We start from the raw sequence: 24,556 nt of genomic DNA on the forward strand, positions 1-24,556 counted from the left end.
CGAAGATAGAATTGTGAAACATATTAACTAAATTGCAGTTACACAGAATCTGTTACACCCTCTTTTTTACTTCTTCGTCGCTTATTTTAACCAACTATTTTTAGCCTCTTAATGAGGCGTTGAGGCTGTAGAGTTTCTCTATAATGTAAATTGGCGGATAAATTTTGTGTTCATACAGCCCGTAGAATTGATTTTTTAGTGGGGTATTCCCTCTGATTTGGTAAACCTCGAGTTTTCGAGTCACTTTCTATTTTCCATAATATGGTTCAAATCTTTATTGAGACTAAACCTTCAGGTACACAAGAGTTTGAATCGAAGATAGATAGTGGCAGGTGCAGATGAGTTAGCGAGTGTCCAAAACAGGGATGTTTTGGTTAAGCCCACATGGATGTGCTTGCGGTGTCTCGCTTAATCATTTGCACTTTCACAGCCTTGTTATTGTGATATTCGCAACGGCTTGTAAATTACCTGCGGCAGGCCATGAGTTCAAATCAAAACTAACACCTGGATCCCGGCTCAAAAGCGTTGCCGGGACGACGAGAAGGGTGCTAACAAGCTTTGGTCCACCAAAAACGAGTTGGTATTAGCTTTCAAATGCCCAAATTCATGAGGCTGTTGAAGACTTTTTAAACAAGAATACGTGAGCTAGCCATGGCCTTTACTTGTGATAGCCAAAACACTTCGTGGAGTAGACCCTCCCACAAGCAACATCTGCTTGGAACCTGTAAAATTAACATGCCACTCAGTCTTGCAGATTGAATAATAAATACTCAGATTTGGTAAGCCTCGAGTTTTCGAGTCACTTTCTATTTTCTATAATATGGTTCAAATCTTTATTGAGACTAAACCTTCAGATACACAAGAGGTTGAATTGAAGGTAAATAGTGGCAGGTGCAGATGAGTCAACGAGTATCCCAAACAGGGATGTTTGGTTAAGCCCACATGGGTGTGCTTGCGGCGTCTCGCTTAATCATTTGCACTTTCATAGCCTTGTTATCGTGATATTCGCAACGGCTTGTAAATTACCTGCGGCAGGCCATGAGTTCAAATTAAAACTAACACCTGGATCCCGGCTCAAAAGCGTTGCCGGGACGACGAGAAGGGTGCTAACAAGCTTTGGTCCACCAAAAACACGTTGGTTTTAGCCATAAAATGTTCAAATTCAACTCTGAACTTGAGGACTGAATGGCAAGGGCGATCCAAAAGAGGATTGCTGTTAATCCCCTTTGCTTCGTGCAGGGTGGAACCATGCGAACTTAAGTGTTTATGGTCATGAGCCATAAGTCAAAAATACAAACTCCTGAATGCCGGGGCGACGCGAAGCTAGCTAACAGGTTATAGACATCGACGTTATTGATGAGTCTGTGCCACTAACGCTAACAGTTGTGGTAAAAACTCATTGTCTAATTGGGCTATTTCAGCTTGCTCAGTCAACACGTCATGCAAGATTTGCTCGTCGGTTAACGGATTGGCTAAAACGACTCTAAAGACTGTGGTGTGCTGTCTGAAATACTGTGCAGGTTGAATACGTGTTCGGGACACAAATGACTTACCTTGCTCACGCTGATGCTTTTGAATAAATTGGGTTAAGCCGTCGATAAGTTCATTGATTTGGCCGACTAGCGCCTTATTATTGTTCGCCACCGCGCTGTTGAGCAACTGCTGAATGGTGTTGGGAATAAAGCGATACGTTAATAAGCACAACTCAGGCTCGGTAACTAATTCAAACTCTGGGTGTAGCTTGATAATAGAAGCAAAATAGCGGGCTTTTTCCAAACTGTTATTAATTAAAATCTCGTAGCCGTCGCGGCCAATAATCTGTAGGCAAGCATGCACTAACATAGCCATACCTGGGCGTGAACCTTCAAGGGTGTGACTGCCTAAGTCTTTTGAGCCAACTCGTAAGATATATTCTGCATGATGCACGATGGAATTAGCCAGTTCTGGGTCTTTAAATAACACCATCCCGGCGCCCATAGGCACATACATTTGTTTATGGGCATCAATGGTGACGGAATCCGCTAACTCTATGCCTTTCAGTAAATGACGGTATTTGTTAGATAACAAGCTTGCGCCGCCCCAGGCAGCGTCAACGTGGAAGTGGCATTGTAACTCTGCAGCCAGTTCTGCTAGATCTGTTAACGGGTCAACATTACCGGTTTCTGTGGTACCGGCAACGCCAACAATGGCCATCACCTTAATATTTTGCGCAGCAAGAGTGTTAGCGGCTTGGCGCATAGCTTCGACATCGACTTTACTATTTTCATCGGTTGCGATACTGATAATATTGTCGCGGCCAATGCCCAGTAAATCGGCTGTTTTGCCTAAAGAGTAATGTCCACGCTCGGACACTAAAATCGCTAAATCGTCAAAACCATAAAAACGCAGCGCTTTAGGCATACCTTCGCGGGTGATCCCTTTAAAGTCACCTTGAGGTTTGAGCAAACGGTTACGGGCTATCCATAATGCGGTGATGTTTGCGACTGTGCCACCTGAACAAAAAGCACCAAGGGAATGATTGGCACTGTGCATCCATTGAGCATAAAAGTTGCCGGGCTGTTGATACACTAAGTGATGCATCATGCCTAGCACCTGACGTTCTAGTGGAGTAAAGGCTTTTGATGTTTCAATTTTAACTAAGTTTTGATTAAGCCCAACCATCATTTTTGATAACGGCAACACAAAATAAGGTAGGGCTGAGGTCATATGACCAATAAAACTTGGCGCTGCGGTATGGACCGAATGAGCCACCAAATTTTGCATGATTTCGTCAGCGTAGTCAGAGACAAATGTAGGTTCTACTGGAATTTGATGAGCATTAAAGTCTGTTTCGATTTCTGATAACGGTTTTTCTAACGCGGCAATGCTATTGCCTAAAAATCCGGCTAAGTCTTGAGATAACCTTTGTTCAATAATGCTTAACGTCGAGGAGGCGTCTTCTGGTGCGGTAAAAATACGCAATAAACTGTCTGCAGAAGCCTGAGCTTGACGGGTGATTTTTGAGGTCATTTTACTTGCCGTTGTAATGAAAACTTCGTTCTATAGCTAATGACTCATGGGTAAAAACGGCCACGATGGCTATGGGACGAAAAGAGGGTGCTAACTTTACTTTAAGCCTTGCATTGCTTCAAGTATTTATCCTGTTTGCCCTAAATTACAGCGATAAAAAAACGCCTAACACAAGGGGGTAGGCGTTTTGCGTTATCGGCAAATAAGGGTTTAAATCCGGTTAAGAGATAATGACCAAACTGCTGCAATGTTTTGCGCTGTGTGAGTAAGGTTTGTTTGCGCTTCTATCAATACCTGCTCTAGCGGCTGTAATGACGGAATAATAGGAAATATCGCTTTCATCCCTTGCTCTAAAATGGCGTCTGCACCATCACCTAAACAGCCAGCAATGCCGATAACTGGTACATTGTATCTTTTAGCGACATTGAGTACGCCCATAGGCGTTTTACCAAACACAGTTTGCCCATCAAGGCGACCTTCGCCGGTAATGACTAAATCGGCATCTTGACAATGTTGTGCGAGCTGAACCGTTTCAGTCACGATGTCGACGCCAGGTTTTAAGGTTGCAGCGAGTAATGCCATAACCCCAAAGCCCATGCCGCCAGCAGCACCAGCCCCCGCTTGATGTTCACAGCCGAGTTTTATGTACGGTGAATCTTGACGATTAATCACATTAGCAAAGTGAGCTAAAGCTTGGTCGAGCTGCTCCACCATTAAGTGAGTAGCCCCTTTTTGAGGGCCAAAAATAGCACTAGCCCCTCGAGGACCACATAACGGATTATCGACATCGCAAGCGACTTCAATCTTGCATTCACTGATGCAAGGGTGAAGCAACTCAAGGTCGATATTATGCAGTGTTGCTAATGCCGCGCCACCCAAAGCAATGTTGTGGCCATTAACATCAGTTAACTTAGCCCCAAGCGCTTGTATCATACCTGCGCCAGCGTCATTGGTTGCACTGCCACCCAGGCCTAAAATAATATGCTTGATACCATTGTTAAGTGCATCGGCTATTAACTCACCCACACCAAAGCTGCTGGTCAGCAGAGGGTTACGCTGAGTTGTTGATACTAAATGAAGCCCTGATGCCGCAGCCATTTCAATCACGGCGGTGCGGCGACTATTTGCATCAGTTTGTCCAAGAATGCCGTAAAATGCTTCAACAGGTTTACCTAATGGGCCTGTGACTTGGCATTCTACAATATGTCCACCTGTGGCATCGACCATTGCTTGCACTGTGCCTTCGCCACCATCGGCCATGGGCACTTTGCAATATTCTATATTAGGGAAAACCTGCTTAAATCCCTGTTCAATGGCGTTAGCAACCTCAAGTGCACTAAGGCTTTCTTTAAACGAGTCTGGTGCAATAACGATTTTCATAATAATCTCTGTTAAGGGTTACAGTAAAAATAAGCTGAGGATGTACACAACAATCATTGCGGTGACACCCTGGACTAAGGTTGCTGCAGTTTGTGCGCGGTAAGCTTGTTTAACGCTCATGCGGCTAAATTGGGTTACAACCCAAAAGAAGCTGTCATTGGCGTGTGATACTGTCATTGCGCCTGCACCAATCGCCATCACGGTCAGTACGCGGCCCATTTCAGAGTCTAGGCCAATATCACCGAGTAATGGTGCCACTAGCGCTGAGGTTGCAACTAGTGCCACGGTTGAAGACCCTTGAGCTGACTTTAAAGCACTGGCAACAATGAATGGCATAAATATGCCCACACCTAATGCCGATAAACTACTGCCAAGAAAAGCACCAATTTCAGTGGCTTTTAATACCGCGCCAAATGCACCACCGGCACCAGTAATCAGTAAGATTGGTGCTGCGACTACAAGCCCCTGGCTAATGCGTTCACTAAACTCGGCAATTTTTTTATCGCTTTTCAAGAGTGATAACGACAAAAGCAAACCAATCATTAAAGCGTTAACCGGTTGGCCTAAAAATACCAATACTGAGAATATGCCTTCTTCACCAAGAGGTTTAGAAGGGAAGTTGGCTATCGACCCTAGGCAAATAAGTAAAATTGGCACAAAAATAGGGGCAAATGCTTTGGCTGGGCTAGGTAGTTTACCGTAAGCGTTTTTAAGGTCATCGAGTTGATCAAGTTGTTGATTTAACTCTTCTGCCCCTTCACCATCTGGCTCTTCATTTTTAAATCTATTTGCCCATAACATGCCGGCGAATGCGGCGATTGCAGCAACAAATACACCGACTGCAATGACTAAGCCTAATTGTGATTCTAGGCCTAAGTTACCTGCAGCAGCAATGGGGCCGGGTGTTGGCGGTACAAAAGTATGAGTTGCATAAAGCCCCGTTGCTAACGCGACACTCATTGCCACGTTAGACACTTTCATGCGGTTGGCCATTGATTGCTTGAGCGAATTTAAAATAACAAAGCCAGAATCACAGAATACTGGAATAGACACCAGGTAGCCGATGATCGACATGGTTAACGTTGGAAAGCGTTGACCAAACAGTTTAATGACCACTTCAGCCATCGTGATCGCTGCGCCGCTTTTTTCTAAAATGGTGCCAATGATCGTCCCCAAGACAATCACTAAACCAATATAGCCTAAAATACCACCAAACCCACCGGTGATGGTTTTAGCGATTTCTTGACTAGGCAAACCATAGGCAAAAGCCGCGATGAACGAGGCTAAGATCAATGTTAAGAAAGGGTGTAGTTTAAACTTAGAGGTGGCGACGACGATGAACGCAATCACGCCAAGTAGAATTAGTATTAGTCCCATATATTACTCGTTATTTATACCAATCACATTAATGCTTTGTTGTGCTCTGGTCATCATAAGTTGTTCAGTTTATGTCGGATTAATGTTTAAAGGGCTGGCCTTTAACACTAATGCTCGTCACTCAGAATGCTAAAAGCGTTAGGTTTGGCGAGAAGGTAAATCACTTTGTTTACGGCAAAGTGACTCAAGCTAACCACTGCAAGGTATATTGGCTGCCACTAACAAAGAGGGTGTCTTTATTGGTGGCGCGATTATGCAGAGATTAGACTCACGAAAAGCCAAATTTAACGATGCCTTCAAGCCTCCGTATTGATTAACTTAATTTGAATCCCCATTACATGATCAAGTCATTAGTACGGTTGGTATTATTATTGTTTGAAGGTAGAAAGTACTCAACAATAGTAAATCATTAAACATAAATAGCTTTGTTCATCTGCACTAACTGAATAGATATTTGTATTGATTTATTGTGCGCTTGCACAAGGTTGGGCGTGGGCGAGTTATTCAGGCTGATGGATTAATTGACCTAGGTATAAACTGAGTAAACCATTGAAATTATGCAAGTCTACATTAGTAATCGATTGTATTTTATCAAGGCGATAGCGCAGGGTGTTTCGATGAATAAACAAGCTTTTGGCACAAGCCTGTAAATCACCTAAATGTTCTAAGTAAGCGGCTAAGGTTTTTTGCAGTTGTTGGTTGCTATCGGCTTCAATCAATTTTTGATACGGGCCAGCAAGGGCATTACCACGCCAATGATGACGTAACCCTGAAAGCAGCACTTGTAAGCTGTAGTCTTGATATAAATATTTGCTCTTATTGGGGTGGTATTTTTTACCTATGTCGAGTGTTTCTTTAGCAGTGCGGTAAGAATATGTAATGCCTAAGTCACCGCTGAAATAATGCCCCAATGAAATATGCAAACTCAATTGCATATTGGCCGGTAAACGTTTGAGTAACTTATCTATGCGTTGGCTTTCAAGTTCTGGGTCAAATTGCTTACCGTCTAAAAAAGCGGGCTTTAAAATGACAAGTTGGGTTAATGATGTCATGGCGATTAAGTTATCGCGCATAGGGTGTTGCAATAAGTACATCACTTGTTTGAGTGCTTGATTATCTTGCTGAAAAGACGGGTTATTGTTGTTTAATTCGATAATCGCAGCCACTCTTGGCATCGATAAATCAATGCCCAATTGCAGCGCCCATTGTTTTAGCGAGGGCAGCTCAACTTCACTGGCCACAATTAACTGCGAGATAAACTCTTCTTTTTGTCGGTTTTGCCATTGGAGTTGTTCTTGAAGGTTTGCTTGTTCAACAATCATTTCGGCGGTCATTTTTAGTAACTCACCATAATGACTCAAGCTTTCTGGTTCACCTGTTATGCCTATCACGCCAACCACTTGCCCTTGATAATGTAACGGCAAATTAAGCCCAGGTTTAACGCCGTGCAGTGTTGAGGCAATAGCTTGGCTAATTTCGACATTTCGATTTTGGCTGATGGCTAATAATGCACCTTCATGGATGGAACCAATTCGGTGTTTTTCACCTGAGCCGAGGATCACTGCCTGAGCATTCATGACATTGATATTGTGACCGATTATTTTCATGGTTCGGTCGACAATCTTGCTCGCAATATCCGTATCTATTTGAAGCATAATGCCCTCGAGTGATCCTCTGTTGGTGTTATTAAGAGGTCGTTAATTTAACCTGTTTTTGTCACAGTAACATCATGTAAATCGTTTGTTTGGTAGCGGGTTATATCATCACAACCGCCGCAAAGCAGACAATGCATTTTATGATAACGTATGTTGGATAGAGAGTGGCAATCAATGTAAAAAAATATGTTGAGTGTCGCGAGGCAGGGAAGATAGGCTATAAAATGTGGGCAACATCCTTTTGCCCAAACTTCAATCACAAGGCATTCGGTTGTTAATATAATGTAAATGTTGACGAGTTTGCAAGTGTGATATTGCGAGTAAAAAAATACCAGCATCTAAAAATGCTGGTATTTAATAAGCGAAGCTGCACGTGATTATTTCTCGTGATGGTCACTAAAGACCGTCATAAGAGACTGCGACTATAAGCGATAAGTCATACTCAGCATCACCATATGTGCTGTGTAATCATGATCTACATTGCCAAAACTGACCACATTCCAGATGGTATCTGGGCTAATGTCATTAGATGCGTCATTATCAAGGTAGTTTTCCATTTTGTAGTCAACACGCACACTCATGTTGTCTGTGGCTTGATATTGGCCGTATAAGTTAAGGTTATGCACTTTTGCAAAATAGTCACCGTAATCACCGGTTACCCCTTGGCTGACTTGAGTGGTACTGTCAGAGTCTGAATAGGAGTAATCTAGGCCGAGCTTGAGTCGACTGTCCATTAGGTTTCTGTAACTGATACCAGCGCCAATATAATCAATGGTGTCTTCAATATCAGCCTGCCAATTTGCGACACTGAAACTTGAGCTACCCGATTGTTCAGACTCAATGGTTTGGTGGTTATAAAACGCATTAAGTGATACATCGGCATTAACGGCATAATGGACATTGACATCATAATAGGTGTCAGTTGACTCTGTTAAACCAATTTCTGTGTCGGTGTAATCGTCTAGAGAGTAGCGAGCACCAAAGTCGACGGTTAAGTCTGTTAATGGTGTATGGCTAAACCGAGCTTCAATTTGACTGCGGTCACGATCGGCAAGATAGTAACGACGTAATAGGGCGTTTTGTTCAGTAGATGAGGTTTCAGATGCTTTATATTCTGAGCCATCGCGTTGGTTAAAGCTGCCTTTAAACCACATATTCCACTTGGCAAAACTGTTTACCCGTACTCGAGCCCACAGATTATTTTCATCGGTGGTTTCTCGGTCTTGGTAACTGCGTTCATCTCGCTCAAAGTCGTAACCGGCATCCAGTTTAATTCCTTGGCTTATCCGGTAGTCAGCAGACAATTTTGCTCGTTGAGTGGTGAGGTCGTAAGGGGTGTTGTATTCAGCTTCACCTGTTACATTATTGATGCTGATTTGAGTCCATTGCTCTATTTGAGTTTTATTGTCTCGGTCGTTGTAATCATAGCTACCACTAACTCGCCATTCACGGTTAAGTCGGGTCGTGGCTTTTAAAGTCATGCCGGTGATATCGACTTTGGCATCGATACTTTCTGCCGGTAAGTCATAGCCATAACCTATGCTGGTGAGTGATTGATCTTGGGTCATTTGACCAACCAGTAAACGACCGCTTAAGTTGGTTTTTGCCAAATTATATTGACCTAACAAAGACACGGTATGGGCTTCGTTATCTGGGTCTAATGACATATAACCGTTTGTTTGAGCACCAAAGGTTGGGTTAAATGCGCTGTCGAAACCAAGTTGGCTATTGTCGTTTTTAAATACTGAACCTGTGTAGTTTAGGCTAGTAAACCAGTTGTCGCCTCTAAGCTTGATCCCAGCATTTAAGATATCAGTGGTGTAATCAACAGGCTCGGCTAACATCATCGATTGGTTATAAATACTACCTGATGTTGTTTTAGTGCCGGTTTTTTCTTCACGTTGAAAATTCACATAAGTCGTCAATAGTGATTCTGTTTGGTACTCAACACCCATGCCATAGCGGTCGCGGTTTAACGATAGCTCTAACGGATTTAAGCTACTGTTGAGCATCGTCATGTCAGAACTTGAACCTGCTGTTTCCCAATTATCTGGTAGGGTAAGATAGTCGCTACCTATTTGCTGATACGGGCTTAGTGCACTGTTTGATTCATAATGAGCAAATGTGCGGTAATTAACATTGATGTTGTACACACCTTGTTTACCGACATCAATGTCCATGCGGCCATTGTCCATACCTAGGTTATGAGCATCTACATTGGCTTGATAGTCTTCTTCGCCGCGATAACGAATATCGGCATCCACTTTGCCTGCAACTTCATTACTGCTGTTAAATGCATTAGCTGAATGAATGTCATCTTCGCTGTTGTATGCAATACCTGCGCTAATACTGCCGGTTGTACCGGTTTCGACCACGCAGCGTTTACATTGCCAGGCGTCAAATTTTACTGAATCTGTTTTTGCGTCGGCTAGGCCATAACCTTGTGCTAGCACACCAAAACTGCAAGTAGACAATAGGGCTAAGGTGATGAGGTTTACTTTTGTATTCATGTTGATATCTCCTTAGCGCTGCAATAACTTGCCAGATGGATGGTTAGAACCATGTACTTGGCTATGGCAGTTTAAGCAGCTACGGCCGCCGGTAAATGCATTGTCATTAACCGAAGAACCCATGCTGGTATTGCCTAAATAAGCACTGCTTGTATGACCGTCACCTGAGTGGCATTGTTGGCATAATTGAGGAGCACGGTTTTTTAGCATTGCATCGTTGACTGAACCATGAGGGTTATGGCAATTAACGCAATTCTCGGTCACGGGTGCATGCTCCCACAGCTTTGGGCCACGTTTCTCGGCATGGCAGCTATAACAGGTTTCATTGACGGTAGGTTGTACTAGGTCATCATCGCTTAAGCTGCCGTGTGGGTTATGACAATCACTACAGGTCATTTGGTTCCATTTCATAGGATGACTGCTGCGCTTGTTCATGTCGGCTTTTTGCTTAGTGTGACAACTTGTACACACGTCCATTTCTGTTTGCTTTGACAATACTGGATCGTGTGATGCATGTACGTTATGGCAAGAGGCACAAGCAACATCGCCACTGGCATGATGGCTGCTTTCCCATGACATACGCTTATCGTCAGTATGACAGCTCATACAAACACTGTTTTGTTTGTCTGCCGCTAAGGTTGAATCTGGGCCAAAAGTAATCATTGGCTCTTTACCGCCACGGTTATGCTTACCAAGTGGCCCATGGCATGCCTCACATTGTAGGCCAGCCATTGGGCTTTTTGATGACTCGATAGCACCATGGACACCTTTAAATAGGTCCATGACTTTTTCTGATTTTTTATGGCACATCAAGCAAGAATCTGCGCCTTTTGGAGAATATTTACCTTCAGCAAATTTTTTATCAAGCGTGGCTTCAACTTCTGCTGGGGTCATTTTTGCGTCCCATTTAGCCGCGTGTACTGGATTTGACAAAAATAAGGCAGATGCCGTAAGGCTAAGTAAGGCAAAGAGTAGAGTATTGATTTGATTTGTGGTCTTCATAAGTAGACTTCCTAATTTGTCCATTTTGATGATCAACAGTTTGATAAAGTAAGTCATAGCATGGGAGAGAAGTCAGGCTTCTCTCCCAATGAACAAATTAAAATTTTACTTGTGTGTGATTTTCAATGCTTGGTGCGTGGCAGTAGAAACATGTTTCGAGTTGCGCTGCATCATTGGCTTCTTGGTAACTTCCGTTAACAATAGCGCCTTGGCTAGTTGCATGTTGAGCGATGTCGTCAAAGCCATGGCAAGATGCACAAGTAGCTGTAATCGGTGTGGTATATAGACCAGCAGAAGTGGCAAGTGCACCTTTTACTTTAAATGCGTCCAGGTTGAAGTCGTCATGACATTGAGTACAGTCTTTAATAATGCCTTGTTCGCCATGCACGCTGTGCAGTTTCATTTCAAGCGCGCCTTGATTGCCGCCAGAGGCGTAAGTGCCATCTGGAGTGTGACAAGTTACACATCCATCAACACCCACAGTAACTTCACCGTTTAACTCACGACCTAGTTGTTCTGTCATGATAAAGCCTGCGTGGTAACCTTTATGTAGCTCGAAGGTTTCACCGTGGCAGCTTTCACATGCACTGAAGTTAACTGAGTCAATATGGCGGTAGCTCGGGGTATCACCAGATAATGTACCGTGCGCAAGTTCTGCCTTCATGCTGGTAGTGGCAACACCGTCAGCGCAGTCAACGGCTTGGCTACCATCGTTACACATTTCTAGGCCGATAAAGCTAAATGCGGTATCGGTATCACCGCTACCAAATGGCAGTGAGTCGATGTTGTAAACTAATTTTCCGTCAATCACGCTAACGTCAGTTTGAAGTTCACCGCCATTAACAAGGTCTTTAGAGATTTTAGCTAAGCCATTACCTGGGCTTGCGTTGTATCCCATAATTGGGAAGTTAGGCCCAACGTTGGTAATGGTTTCGATACGTTGGATTTTGCTGATTAAGCTGCTTGCATCGATAGCAGTGCCGCTAGAGTCAGTAATGGTAAGCGACAAGGTTGCTGACATGTCTGCATCAGTTGCTTTGTTTGCAACTAGTGTTGCATCCATACCGTATAGGTTGATAAAGCTTTGTTTGTCGCTGAATGCTGAGATGTGTAACGTTTCTGTCCAACTTGCATTATGACAGGCAACACAGTTTGAGTTATCAGCTTGTTGTGAGTGACCTTCACCTGCTTCAAAATCAATATCTGTATGACAGCTGCTACAGGCTTCCATGGTAGGAATGCGTGACCAGTTGTTCCATTCTGCTAGCTCTTCAGATTCAACATGGCAATTAGAACAGTTGTCTTGCACAACGGCATGAGCTGCTTCTGCGCTTTTATCTAAATTGCGTCCATACATTTTGGCGTCGTTGTGGACATTATGGATAAGGTGGCCAAAGTCGACTTGCACTTTATCTCTTTCAATGGCCATTTCGTTAGTGTGGCAACTGAGACAGGTGGTTAAATCGGTATAGCTGTGATAAATACTTTCGCCTTCAGCATGACAGGTATTACACGTGGCATCACTGACAACGTTTTTAGTGTATGTAGCGTCATTACCTTCACCGTCAAAGTCTTCGGTAATTTCAGCTCTAGGTGAGGTGCTTACACCGTCAAGTAACGTTGAAGCGCTAGAAATAACGTTGTAGCGTTGAGTTAGCTCTGGGTTAAAGTTTTCTACGTCGATGGCAAAAGTATATTTACCGTTACCTAAATCGGTAAATGCGTCTTGAGAACCAATATATTGCCATTGTGCAGCATTACCAGCACCTGATGCGCCTGCTGGAATAAGCTGGACCACTTTTTTAATTTCTAATTCTGTTAGGCCGGCAATCGGTAAGTCGTTTTCGTTAGTGGCAAACACTGTAACGGTAGGTTTGTTGTCTTGATAAGTCACATCGGTAATATCAAGGTTTAATGTTTGGATTGTTTCTGCTGGTTCGCCACCAGGGTTACCAGCTGTGCCATCTTCACCGTCACTACCGCTGCCGCAACCTACCAGTGTCATTGATGCAGACATAGCAAGTAATAATGCAATTTTTGTGTATTTTATATTCATCATATTGTCCCTGCAAAGGTCATCCATCTAACTTACTGGCAGTATGCTCTGCGATATGGATATCAGTTAAGTCGATGTTAATAAGTTTCCCAACACTAAGAATACTTTACAATCCACAAGACGTCTGTAAGGCGAACGCAATAGTGTGATGATGATCAGGCTATTATTAAAGGTATATATTAAATAATACTTTAGGGTATATTAATTGTTCGTTATATAAAAAAGACCCCAATTAAAAATTGGGGTCTCTGGTCAATATTTCTAGATTAATCAGATGTTAAATCTAAAATCCATGGCTCTCTGTTAAGCGAGTTGGTGTGTGGCATGTTGAACACATTTCAGCAGAACGTGTGCGCACATCCTCTTCACTCATACCATCAACAATACCGCCGTTAGATTCGATATGTGATACCGTTGATTCGGTCATATACTTCTGGTGACAGCTTAAACATGCACCTGTATCAGAAGAAACCCAAATATCAGCACCTGTTTCAGTATCACCATAACGCCATACTCGGTCTTCTGAGCGGCCTAAGGTGAAACCATCTGAGGTGTGGCATGTTTTACAGTCAGTTTTTAATACTGTGCCAGATTCAACACCTGCCACACTTAAGTAATGGCCTTCAGCACTGTGCGCTTTAAACGCAAAGCTGGTCGATTTTTTACCGCCTGGGTAAGTCTCATCACTTCTCAGCGTTTTATCAGGTGTATGGCACGTTTGGCAGTTAACACCGTTATCATAATGATACACTTCTTGGTTGTGACAACCTTGGCAAGTCGTTGTATCTATGATGTTTCTACGCTCAGCTGCTGTTTGAGTGCTATCTACAGCATCTGCAGCCATAACAAACTGATAAGCACTGCTTTTGATTTCAACTGTGCGAACATCGTCAGTATCACAAGAGGTTAATTGTACTTCAGGACGACCATAACCGCCGTTGTTGTAACACGCGCTTACTGCTGACCAAAGTTCAAATGTTTTACCCACATAATCACTTGGTAAGGTGACGTTGTTCCAAACTAACGTCCAGCTGTTGTCTGCATTGGCAACACCTTCGCTGAGTCTTAGGCGTCTTTTACTGTAACTTGCATCGTTATAGGCTGGGTAATCGATGTTACTGTCCCACGCCATTACAACACGACTACTTGTGTCGATAAATTCTGCAGCAATAACATTAGCTGACGCATCGGTAAATTGAACCTTGGTCGTGAATGCTCCATCAGCCGTTACGCTCGTATCGCTAAAGACGACATTCATGGTTTGGGTTTCGTTATACGCGGTCATCACATCGCCGTGAGCTTCTTTTGCACTGCGTGCATAGCCATCTTCAATATGACATGAGCTACATTGTGTGCTTAAACCTACATGGTGCTCAGAGGCTGATTCAGTATGACAAGCAATACAGGCTGTATCGCTTAAGTTAGCCGTATATAATTCGGCATCTTGTGGAGCGTCAGTTCCTTCAACGTGACAAGCACTACAGTCCGCGGCGGGTTTTTGTGGATACATTACGTTGCCATAATCATGTAATCCACCACCATAGCCAATCACTTTATAAGGTGCGGCTTCTTCACCTGCAGCGGTATAAGTCACGCGGTCTTGGCCTTTGTGAATTGCATGGATCATATAAGTAAAGTCAACGCTGTTACCTGTTTCAGGGTCGCCTGATGTGGCGGTATGGCAAGATGCGCAGTTTTCTAAATTAATACGGCGACCACCGTGTAACTCAAGACTGTCAGGTTGGTGACAGGTGTAGCAGGCATCAATTGATACTACATCACGAGAAGCGATATCTTCTGTTAACCCTGTTGACGGTTGGAAATCATAATGGGCATTTGCTGTTACAAGAGGTTGTTTTAGCTCAAGGGTAATGCGTTGAGTATTATCCTGGTTGTAGGTAATGGTTAATGGTTCTGTAATCTGACTAACATTGGTTTGGAAGGTATAGCTGTAAGTGCCATCTTCATTATCAACAAAGCAAGTTTCACATGCTGATGCTACTTCTACTTCAGCTTGGTATTGCTCTGATGGAGTAATGTTGCTTTCGTCATCTGGAATATTGCTTGTCGTCGGTTGCTTTAATACATTGATATAAGATTGCCACTGATAACCTCGGTCGATTTCAGTATCAACTACCGTTTCAATAACAGGGGTTAATTGTGCAACGCCAAAACGCAAGTCGTGATCTTTCGTTAACCCTAGTACTGCAACACCATTACCATTTTTGAGGCTGAAAGTAACATTCACGCTACCGTCGGTAATAGTTGCATCGGTAAATGTGGCTTGTAATGTTGATGCGCTGTCAATATCAACACCGATGATGCCATCAGTACCATCATCGCCATCAGAACCATTACTGCCTCCGCAACCAGATAGTGCAAAAGCAAGTAGCCCTGCGCTTAATACCGCTTTTGTCGCGGGACGAACTGTCATTGTTTTCATCATGTATTCCCTGCATTTTTAGTTATCACGCATTTCACTAAGGGTTAACAGTGTGCGGATTTTATTCATTACTTATGTTAGCTAACCTTTGCAAGTTACTCATCGAATTATGTGTAGAGTTGTGACTAAGATCTGACTATTCATTTTGATGTAATCAACTTTGATCGTTGAATAACACTAAATTCTGATATTGCGGAAGTTTTAACGTGTTCGAATGACATTTGCGTAAGTATTGTGCAACTAAACACTTGATTGCAAAGTTATCAAGATTAAGGCTTGATCAAGCCAATGGGTTAGGGGATAATCGCCTCGTTCTGAAAAACAACGATGTTTATCAGAAGTCAATGGTGACCCTAGGGTCCCCCCGCAATGATAACTTGTGAACTCGGCCAGGCCCGGAAGGGAGCAACCGCAGCAAGCGACTCGTGTGCCGGGGTGTCGGCTCTAGGGGAACCTCCAAATTTGTTCCTCCCTCACTATTCACTCGCATTATTGCAAAAAAATCGCTTAACTCATTTATGTAAATATTAAATTTACTTTATTAAACAATGGGCTACTTCTGTTAAGCGATCTCGAAAGTGTATAAATTAAGTAACCCAGAGCGTTTATATTTGTTGTGCCGCTGCTAACTCAGCTTCTTCTTGTAAGCGTTTTTGTAAATTGGCTTTTAAAAACTGACGAGACTTTTCGAGTGCATCATAAATCTCGGTTTTCATCATGTGTAATTCTTGGTAGTTTTCAAAAAAATACGTGTCGACCAAATGGCGAATATAGCGCACCGGTAATTGATTTAAGGTGACGCAGCATAAATCAGCAATGTACTCTTCTGGCAATTCTTCCATTAAGCCTTCATCTCTCAGTATTTCCATTAATAGAACTTCATAATAGTTACGAATATCTAAGTGCATTATTTGCTCCATTGAGATCATATTGGTGGTCGACGTCTTTGCCGAATACCTTGCATGTATGTGTCTGCTAAACAAACGAGGTTATTTGGATAACCATACCTCGTTTGCTGCAATGAGTAATTGGCTATGTCGATGAGTTAACTCTGCTTCATTACGACTATAGCCTCCACCAATCACGGCTGCAAGGGGGATATTATGGCTTTTAGCAATCGATATCACTTGAGTATCTCTGGCTAAAACGCCCTGGTTAGAAATATTGAAGTAACCTAAATCGTCATCCTGATGGATATCCACGCCTGCGTCATAAATAATCAGATCAGGCTGATGCAGTCGAATAAGGTAGGGTAGGATTTGCTGAACATGTTCGAGGTACTCTTGGTCACAGCAGCCTTTATTTAAATCAATATCATAATCTGAGAGTTGCTTACGTGATGGAAAATTTTGTGCGCAATGAATAGAGCAACTAATGATATCTGGATGCTGTTGAGCCAATGTGGCAGTGCCATCACCTTGGTGGACATCACAGTCAAAGATTAACACTTTATCCGCTCGGCCGCTGTCGATAGCGGTTTTAGCGGCAATAATTAAATCATTGAAAATACAAAATCCACTACCAAAATCGTAGTGAGCATGGTGATACCCTCCGGTTAAATGCACCGCTATACCATGTTCTAATGCTAATTGAGTGCAAAGGACGGTGCCTTTAACAGCATGAAGGGTGCGATTGACTAATTGTTCACTCCAGGGAAAACCAATACGTCGTTGCGCTTTGTGATCTAACGTGCCGCTGATAAATTGCTCAACATATTCAGGACAATGAACCTCATGGAGAGTGTCGATACTAATAGCACTGGGGATATAACGTGATGCCTCAAATAACAATTGCTGCTCAATGGCATGTTGATACAGCAGTTGATATTTAGTTGTTGGAAATCGATGAGTGTGAGGTAACGCCAGCTGTGAATAGCTGGCGTGATACACAAAAGGGATTGCTGCAGGCATTACAGTTGTTTAATTGCCCAGCCCATAAATTCTTTACGGGTTTTTTCATCTGCTTGTAACCACCAATATTGCAGCATTTGTTCTGCTTGAGCAGGATTGGCGCTATTGGCAGCAGGTGCCATGCTTACAGCTGGAGCCACACTAGTGGCCAAGGCTATGTCCGATTTTACCGGTGCTGTAATCACTTGCGGAGCGTCTGTTGTAGCAGAAACGGATAAGTCTTCAAAGTTTTGTTGTTGATTGGTTTTAAACAAGTTTGATATGAATGTTTCTTCAGTAAAGTTAGTGTGCTCAACACTATAAGTTACAGAGCCATTATCTTTACGGCTAAGCTTTACTTGCGGCTTTTTGGCAAAGATTTTTGGCTCCTTGATGAAATTACCTTCAGCAGGTTTTAGATTGTATTGATAATCGCCGTCTACGGCTAGCGTGACAATAAAGGGCGTAGATTTAACAAATGATTGGCTGTCGCTAAATGAGTCATCGATGACATCGTGATAACGGATAGCAATTTTATGTGTGCCATCGGAGAGTGTTATGTCTGATTGATGTCTAAACGAGTTTGTTTCAATGGCTTTACCGTCAAGCGCTATATATTCAAAAGACATTGGAATAGTTAAATTAGCTGCAAATACAGAAGATGAAGTTAATAATGCTAACAGCGCACTAGTGGTGAATACAGATTTCATTGTTGCTCCTTAACGAGGGTAACCTTGACGAGGTCGTTCAAATAATTGAATGCGCTCTTCAATATAACTAATTGCTTGTTTGCATTTTCCTAAGCGACGATGCATCAAAAGGATGTCATTTTGCAATTTAATTTTGTCATCACTATGACAGAATTCAAGATTTGCTTCCATTTGTTCAATTTTTTGTTCAAATTTTTGTGCCCAATTAAGGTGTTTGTTGAGCTCAGCATATAATTGATGGCTGTTTTGCATCACATTACTGGCAATCCAACCAAAGCCACTATCTTGAGCGGATTGCTGCTGTTTTTTCGCATAACGAGCTCGATTGCTGGCTTTGCGTTGTGCTTCGGCTTTTAAATTGATGTTGGTGGTTAATAGAGCTCTTTTTAGGGCAATAAAACGGTCTTGGATCCGATCACAGCTCAGTTGAATGACTTGACCACCGAGTTTCAATGATAACTGCTTTTCAAGCTTTTGAATGTCTTGTCGAAGCTGAGCAATACATGGGCTCAGTAAGCCACCTTGTTGTGAAAAAAGTTGGCTGTTAAAGCGTTCTATTTGCTGTAACGTTTGTCGATGGTTAGGAGCCAAATTTTGGTCATGCGCGAGTGCATCACGTTCAAGTTGCGTGAGTTGCTGCTTTAACATTGAAACCAATTGTTGGGTGTTCATCCCCAAGCACTCCAAGTTAAGTGAACCGCAGTAGACAATACCATAATAATAAAAATGGGCTTAATGAAGGGAATACCAAAGCGAATAGCGCTTCTTGCACCAATATAAGATCCTGCCATCATGCAAAAGCCCATCCACAAACCTAATACCCACTGTACTTGTCCCATAGAGGCAAAGATAATTAACGCGGTGATATTACTGACAGACGTCATAACTCTGGCTAAGCCACAGCTATACAACAAAGGCAGCTTATGGAGAGAGACAGATGTTACTGTCCAAAATGCACCAATACCAGGTCCTGCAAAACCATCATAACTACCCAGTAAAAAGCCTTGGCCGATTTGTTTATGTTTGGGCGAGCGTTCAACGGGTAAATTAATATTGTCATCCCCCATGGCCTTTGGGCTTAGTAACGTATAAATAGCAATACCAATAATCAATAACGGTAAGATTTTATCCAACCATTTGGGATCAACCATAAATACCAAGATGCAGCCAGCGATTGAACCTATGAAGGTTGCAACAAAGCATGTTTTCCATAACTTGGGGGTAAAAAGTTGCTGTTTATAAAAAGTGAAGCTTGAAGTGACAGAACCAAAACATGCCGCTAACTTATTGGTACCTAAAGCAAGGTGAGGCGGGATACCAACAGTGAGTAACGCGGGAATAGATAATAAACCTCCGCCTCCAACGATGGCATCAATAAAGCCTGCTATGATGCCGATGACCGCTAATATAGCCCAGTGGCTAGGGTCTAATAATAAATCCAACTCAATACCTATTCTATTACACGTCTAAATGGGGGAAGGGCATCAATTAATGATTTGCCATAACGTTTGCTCACTAAGCGCCGGTCCAAAATGGTGACTCGGCCATAATCTTGCTCTTTACGTAATAAGCGCCCACAACTTTGTACCAATTTACGCGATGCGTCAGGAATTGTCAGCTGTAAAAACGGATTACCGCCTTTTACTTTGATATATTCGGCATGTGCCTGTTCAACTGGAGAAGTTGGCACAGCAAAGGGCAATTTAGTGATAATAAGGTTGGTTAAGTAGTCACCCGGTAAGTCGAGTCCTTCAGAAAAACTGCCGGTACCAAAAATAATACTGGGCAACCCGTCATCGCAACGTTGTTTATGTTTTTCTAAAATTTGTTGTCGCGGAATTTCACCTTGCACAAATAATTGATCTTTGGGTATTTTGCCTTCTACAAAATCGACGACCTTTTCCATTTGCCAATAAGATGCAAATAATACAAGGGTGGCCATTTCGCCATCGACTAATGCGATAATGTGTTCAGCAATTTCGGCGGTGTAATTGTCATCAGTCGGCTCAGTGGCCATTTGTGGAATAAACAAGGTGGCGTTGTTTTCGTAATCAAAAGGTGACAATAAGGCTAAAAAACGACTGCCATCATTTATGCCTAAACCGACTTGATGAGCAAAATGGTTAAAGTTGTTTAACGCCCGTAATGTTGCACTGCAAAGTACCACGCCAGCCGCTTTTTGCCACAGCATTGACTCCAACATAAAACCGACTTCGATGGGGGAGGAACAAAATAAGTAGTCTTGTTGCTTACCAGTAATTAATTCAGCCCAACGCGCCATAGGTGCGCCTTTTTTACTGTCTTCTTTGGCCATCATTTTCCACAGTTTATGTAGATTATCTAGACGCTGTAAAATAAAGCCTGTTTCAGACAATAAGCCTTCAGATTGATGCTTGGGTACTTCACCATCTTTAATGGCTTCACTTAATACTGACACGACTTTATTAAATTGCTTAACCGCAGAGCCGGATGCTGTAGCCAAATTTTCAGCTTGAATTAACAAGGCTTGAGGTAATTGACCGTGCTCAAAGCGCAAACGGCTTTCAGGATTGGCAAATAACTGTGGCTGGGTGTCGCAATAATGCGCCACTTGTGTCAGTAAGTTGGTTAAATCGGTGATGTGATCAAGCATGGCTTGCACCGGGGCAATAATATTATTGGTTTTAAGTTGATTTTGCAGTTTAGAGCAGGTCTTTGAAGCTTTGTCTAACCAATCACAGGCGCCCCTTAACGTAGCCTGCGCACTGGAAAAGTCCCTCGCAACTATGGGTAAGTGGTGGGCTTCGTCTATGACATAAAACATGTCTTCAGGTTCAGGTAAAATCACCCCGCCACCTAATTCTAAATCGGCAAACAACAAACTGTGGTTAGCAATTAACACATCCCAGGTGTCTACGTCTTCACGTGCTTTATGAAATGGACAGTTATGGTGCGCTGATACTTGTCGATGGCAACTGTGTTTATCACAACAAATTTGTTGCCATAAAAAATCCGGGATAGGTTGTTCCAGGGTATCGATTTCACCGTTCCAACGTTTTTGATGAAAATCTTGATGCAGTTTTTGTAATTCATTAATTTGGCTTTGATCGGGTTTGGTTTGCCACATCGCCATTTGTGAGCTGTCTTGTGTGCCAAGCATGGCTTCAAGTTTTGCTAAACATACATATCGCTGACGACCTTTCACCAAGCCAAATTTAAAATCGACGCCAGACTGTTGTAAAAAAAACGGTAAGTCTTTATGCAGTAGTTGCTCTTGCAGGGCTACGGTAGCCGTTGCAATACACACCTTTTTTTTGCTGGCAAGCGCTAACGGGATGGTACCAAGAATGTATGATAATGATTTACCAATCCCGGTACCTGCTTCAACCACAATAATGCGTCGGTCTTTGTCATATTCACCCGCCAGAGTTTTGGATATTTCGGCTACCATGTAGTTTTGTTCGCGGCGAGATCGAAATTGCGGCATTGCATTGGCAATTTCTTTATAAATAGTGCGAATTTGACTTTTTATCGTATCCGGTAGCATAGAAGTATGATTTCTGCGTGGTCTGAATTATGCTGTACATAATAACAGTGAATTAGCATGCTACGAAGTAATAAATAAAATTGAATCATTTAGCGACGCAAATTAAACCTCAGATGACTAACGAAAAAACACCACCAGAATTGCAAATCATTAAAGGCAAGGTGTTGACACGTCATGCGATTTATCGCCATGGCCAGTTGGTGCTGCAATATTTTATTAAAACAGCTAGTGGTCCTGTTCTAGCCGAATTACATCACAGTGAAGTGATTTGTTTTTGCCGACAACAAGATGTTGATACTTTAACGAGTAAAGTCGATTTCTCTTTGAAGGTTGAAGCTATCGCATTAATGAGCTTTGCCCACGAACCTGTGAGTGCGTTGTATTTAAAATCTAACACACAATTAAAATTACTTAGCCGCATAGCAAATGATTTAGGTATTACATTGTTTGAAGCTGACATCAGAGCTGAACAACGTTATTTAATTGAACGATTTATCGCATTAGATATCGAATGCATTGGTCATTTCCTGCCTCAACCCCACACAGAAACGTTACCTAATCTTTTAATTCATCGTGCAAGGCAGTGGGGGGGAGAGCCTACGGATGCCAATGTGACACTGAGTGTGATTTCATTGGATTTTGAATGCAGCTTTGACGGCGAGCTATATTCAGTCGGTTTATATGGTGATCAATACCAATGTGTATTTATGGTCGGTGAACCGCAGCAAAATTGCCATGATTTTATTGTGTGGGTAAAGGATGAAGTTGATCTTATTCATCATCTTATTGCCTGGTTTAGGCAATACGACCCAGACATTATTATCGGGTGGGCTGTGGTGACATTTGACTTAGCTTTACTTTATCGACGTTGTGTTTTGCATGCTATTCCTTTATTGATCGGCCGTGGTGATACTGAACTGACCTGGAAGGTCGCCGATAAATTTAGGCCCGAAACACTCTCGTTACCGGGGCGTGTGGTGCTTGATGGCATTGATTGGTTAAAAGCTGCATTTTATCAATTTGATAGCTTCTCGTTGGAATATGTTTCAAGGCAATTGCTTGAAGAAGGCAAGGCGATTGATCATGTAGAAAACCGTGGCCAAGAAATCACTTTATTATTTAATACCGATAAAAATGCACTGGCTTTTTATAACATTACCGATAGCCGTTTAGTGTGGGACATTTTTGAAAAAACTCAGTTAATTGATTTTGCTATAGAGCGAGCTAAATTAACCGGGCTTGAATTTGGCCGTGTCGGCGCATCAATTGCTGCATTTTACCATTTATATTTGCCGCACTTACACCGTGGTGGATTTGTTGCCCCAGCGCATCCTGCTAGCCAAGGGTTAGAAAGTCCTGGTGGTTATGTCATGTCGTCAATTCCCGGATATTACAAAGACATATTAGTGCTTGATTTTAAAAGTCTATACCCCTCAATTATTCGCACATTTCTGATTGACCCTAAAGGCTTGATACAAGGCTTGCAATTAGCCGAACAAGGCAAGTTTACCGCAACCGTAGCGGGCTATTTAGGCGCTCATTTTGCCCGCGAGAATGCTATTTTACCCAATTTAGTGGCTAAGTTAGCCAGTCAAAGGGAAATCGCTAAAGCCGAAAAGAATGCACCGTTATCTCATGCGATTAAAATTATTATGAACTCGTTATATGGGGTACTAGGATCGAGAGGTTGCGTGTTTCATGATGCAAAACTGGCCAGTTCGATTACCATGCGCGGTCATCAAATTATGAAACACACAAAACAATGGATAGAAGATGCGGGTTATCAAGTGATTTATGGTGATACCGATTCCACTTTTGTGTGGCTTGGTGAAAATCATGGGGTTGAAGACATCAATGCTCTGGGGTTGCAACTCGCCACTAGCATAACAACACGCTGGCATGATTGGTGCGAGGCTGAATATCAATTACACAGTTTTCTAGAGCTAGAATTTGAAACTCACTTTGACCAATTCATTATGCCGACATTAAGAGGGTCTGAAGAGGGGAGTAAAAAACGCTATGTTGGAGCTTCATTAGGGGTTGACAGTAAGCTTAAATTGACCTTTAAAGGTATGGAGCAAGTCAGAAGTGATTGGAGTCCTATTGCTCGAAAAATGCAATACGTCTTATATGAAATGTTTTTTAAAGGTGAAGATGTTATCGATTATTTACGCCAAGAATTAGATGCAATTAAACAAGGTGACAGAGATGCTGAGCTGATATTTAAAAAGCGACTCCGTAGGCACGTAGAAGACTATACTGCCAAATCATCTCCCCACGTCAAAGCGGCAAAATTGTTAGCGCAAATAAAAGGGACAAACAAAGTGACCCGAAGAGGCCAACAAATCAAGTATGTGATAACCACAACAGGCGCACAACCAATTGAAGCAAATCCAACCAATATTGATTATGAGTACTATATCAATAAGCAAATTCAACCGATTGCCGACCCCATTCTGCAACTCTGTGGTCAGCGATTCGATGCATTGGTGAATGACCAACTATCGCTTATTTAACCTTGCAAAATCCATTTTTGTGGTGCGATAGCGCTTATGGATATGTTAAATAATTAACCTACCAATCATTAAAAGCCCAACAAAACCATCAACGGTATTTGCATCACGTAACCCCACTTTATCAGACAAATATCTCACTTCTCAGGTCGGTTCCGGCTCCCTAATATGTAAACATTTAACATTTCAAACCTTTCCGCTAATTAATAGAAGTTAACATTTTGTTACTTCACACAGTGAGAAAAAAGCACCTAGCACATAAAATCATGCTGCAAAACAGGATGTTAAGAAATTTATTTTTGTGATTCATATTTTATGTAAATAAAACTAAAGTTCTATAAAGTTATGTTTTTTTAGGCTTTTTTAGAATGGTTGTTCATTTTTATTAACAAGAATGGATATTACATTTGATTAACTTTTGTTCTTACAGCACTTTAAATGTTGATTAGTTGTATTAAATGTGATTTTATTGCATCTGTAATTGAG

The 24,556-nt window shown here is 42.3% G+C and carries 15 protein-coding genes and 1 other RNA gene; 2 read left to right on the forward strand and 14 right to left on the reverse strand.

From position 1 onward, the window contains the following. Positions 1-1,350: 1,350 nt before the first annotated feature. From panP to IEY42_RS09085, 8 genes are all read right to left on the reverse strand, one after another. Positions 1,351-3,009, reverse strand: a complete 1,659-nt coding sequence (gene panP / locus IEY42_RS09050) for a pyridoxal-dependent aspartate 1-decarboxylase PanP (protein ID WP_188924944.1) — start codon at positions 3,007-3,009, stop codon at positions 1,351-1,353. A gap of 210 nt (positions 3,010-3,219) precedes the next feature. Further along, the gene (locus IEY42_RS09055; RefSeq protein ID WP_188924945.1) at positions 3,220-4,389 is read right to left on the reverse strand and encodes a glycerate kinase; all 1,170 of its coding nucleotides are present in this window, start codon (positions 4,387-4,389) and stop codon (positions 3,220-3,222) included. Positions 4,390-4,407: 18 nt separating this feature from the next. Next, the gene (locus IEY42_RS09060) at positions 4,408-5,766 is read right to left on the reverse strand and encodes a GntP family permease (protein ID WP_188924946.1); all 1,359 of its coding nucleotides are present in this window, start codon (positions 5,764-5,766) and stop codon (positions 4,408-4,410) included. 500 nt (positions 5,767-6,266) lie between these two features. Continuing rightward, on the reverse strand, positions 6,267-7,421 hold the full coding sequence (locus tag IEY42_RS09065; protein ID WP_188924947.1) for a sugar diacid recognition domain-containing protein: 1,155 nt from the start codon (positions 7,419-7,421) through the stop codon (positions 6,267-6,269). A gap of 422 nt (positions 7,422-7,843) precedes the next feature. Continuing rightward, a complete protein-coding gene (locus IEY42_RS09070) occupies positions 7,844-9,931 on the reverse strand; it encodes an MtrB/PioB family decaheme-associated outer membrane protein (protein WP_188924948.1) in 2,088 nt (695 codons plus the stop codon). 12 nt (positions 9,932-9,943) lie between these two features. Further along, positions 9,944-10,933 (reverse strand): DmsE family decaheme c-type cytochrome, encoded by a 990-nt coding sequence (locus IEY42_RS09075; RefSeq protein WP_188924949.1) that lies wholly within the window; start codon positions 10,931-10,933, stop codon positions 9,944-9,946. A gap of 97 nt (positions 10,934-11,030) precedes the next feature. Next, the gene (locus IEY42_RS09080) at positions 11,031-12,992 is read right to left on the reverse strand and encodes an OmcA/MtrC family decaheme c-type cytochrome (RefSeq protein WP_188924950.1); all 1,962 of its coding nucleotides are present in this window, start codon (positions 12,990-12,992) and stop codon (positions 11,031-11,033) included. Between the two features lie 280 nt (positions 12,993-13,272). After that, a complete protein-coding gene (locus IEY42_RS09085; RefSeq protein ID WP_188924951.1) occupies positions 13,273-15,435 on the reverse strand; it encodes an OmcA/MtrC family decaheme c-type cytochrome in 2,163 nt (720 codons plus the stop codon). A 350-nt stretch (positions 15,436-15,785) separates the two neighbouring features. Here IEY42_RS09085 and ffs point away from each other — a divergent pair. Continuing rightward, positions 15,786-15,883, forward strand: an RNA gene (gene ffs, locus IEY42_RS09090) — signal recognition particle sRNA small type. 154 nt (positions 15,884-16,037) lie between these two features. On the opposite strand, the gene IEY42_RS09095 is transcribed toward ffs, so the two are convergent. From IEY42_RS09095 to dinG, 6 genes are all read right to left on the reverse strand, one after another. Beyond that, the gene (locus tag IEY42_RS09095) at positions 16,038-16,340 is read right to left on the reverse strand and encodes a late competence development ComFB family protein (protein ID WP_188919247.1); all 303 of its coding nucleotides are present in this window, start codon (positions 16,338-16,340) and stop codon (positions 16,038-16,040) included. A gap of 81 nt (positions 16,341-16,421) precedes the next feature. Beyond that, positions 16,422-17,342, reverse strand: coding sequence for a histone deacetylase family protein (locus IEY42_RS09100; RefSeq protein ID WP_188924952.1), 921 nt, complete (start codon positions 17,340-17,342; stop codon positions 16,422-16,424). After that, on the reverse strand, positions 17,342-18,031 hold the full coding sequence (locus tag IEY42_RS09105; RefSeq protein WP_188924953.1) for a DUF2057 domain-containing protein: 690 nt from the start codon (positions 18,029-18,031) through the stop codon (positions 17,342-17,344). The genes IEY42_RS09100 and IEY42_RS09105 overlap by 1 nt, the downstream gene beginning before the upstream one ends. A 9-nt stretch (positions 18,032-18,040) precedes the next feature. Then, complete coding sequence (locus IEY42_RS09110; RefSeq protein ID WP_188924954.1) at positions 18,041-18,703, reverse strand: primosomal replication protein; 663 nt, start codon at positions 18,701-18,703, stop codon at positions 18,041-18,043. Continuing rightward, complete coding sequence (locus IEY42_RS09115) at positions 18,700-19,473, reverse strand: TSUP family transporter (RefSeq protein WP_188924955.1); 774 nt, start codon at positions 19,471-19,473, stop codon at positions 18,700-18,702. The genes IEY42_RS09110 and IEY42_RS09115 overlap by 4 nt, the downstream gene beginning before the upstream one ends. A gap of 8 nt (positions 19,474-19,481) precedes the next feature. Next, positions 19,482-21,557: an ATP-dependent DNA helicase DinG gene (gene dinG, locus IEY42_RS09120; protein WP_188924956.1), complete on the reverse strand. Its 2,076-nt coding sequence runs from the start codon at positions 21,555-21,557 to the stop codon at positions 19,482-19,484. Between the two features lie 113 nt (positions 21,558-21,670). On the opposite strand from dinG, the gene IEY42_RS09125 reads away from it, so the two are divergent. After that, positions 21,671-24,073, forward strand: a complete 2,403-nt coding sequence (locus tag IEY42_RS09125) for a DNA polymerase II (RefSeq protein WP_188924957.1) — start codon at positions 21,671-21,673, stop codon at positions 24,071-24,073. Positions 24,074-24,556 lie beyond the last annotated feature (483 nt).

Origin of the sequence: Shewanella algicola (assembly GCF_014648035.1) — a bacterium.
GTDB lineage: Bacteria > Pseudomonadota > Gammaproteobacteria > Enterobacterales > Shewanellaceae > Shewanella > Shewanella algicola.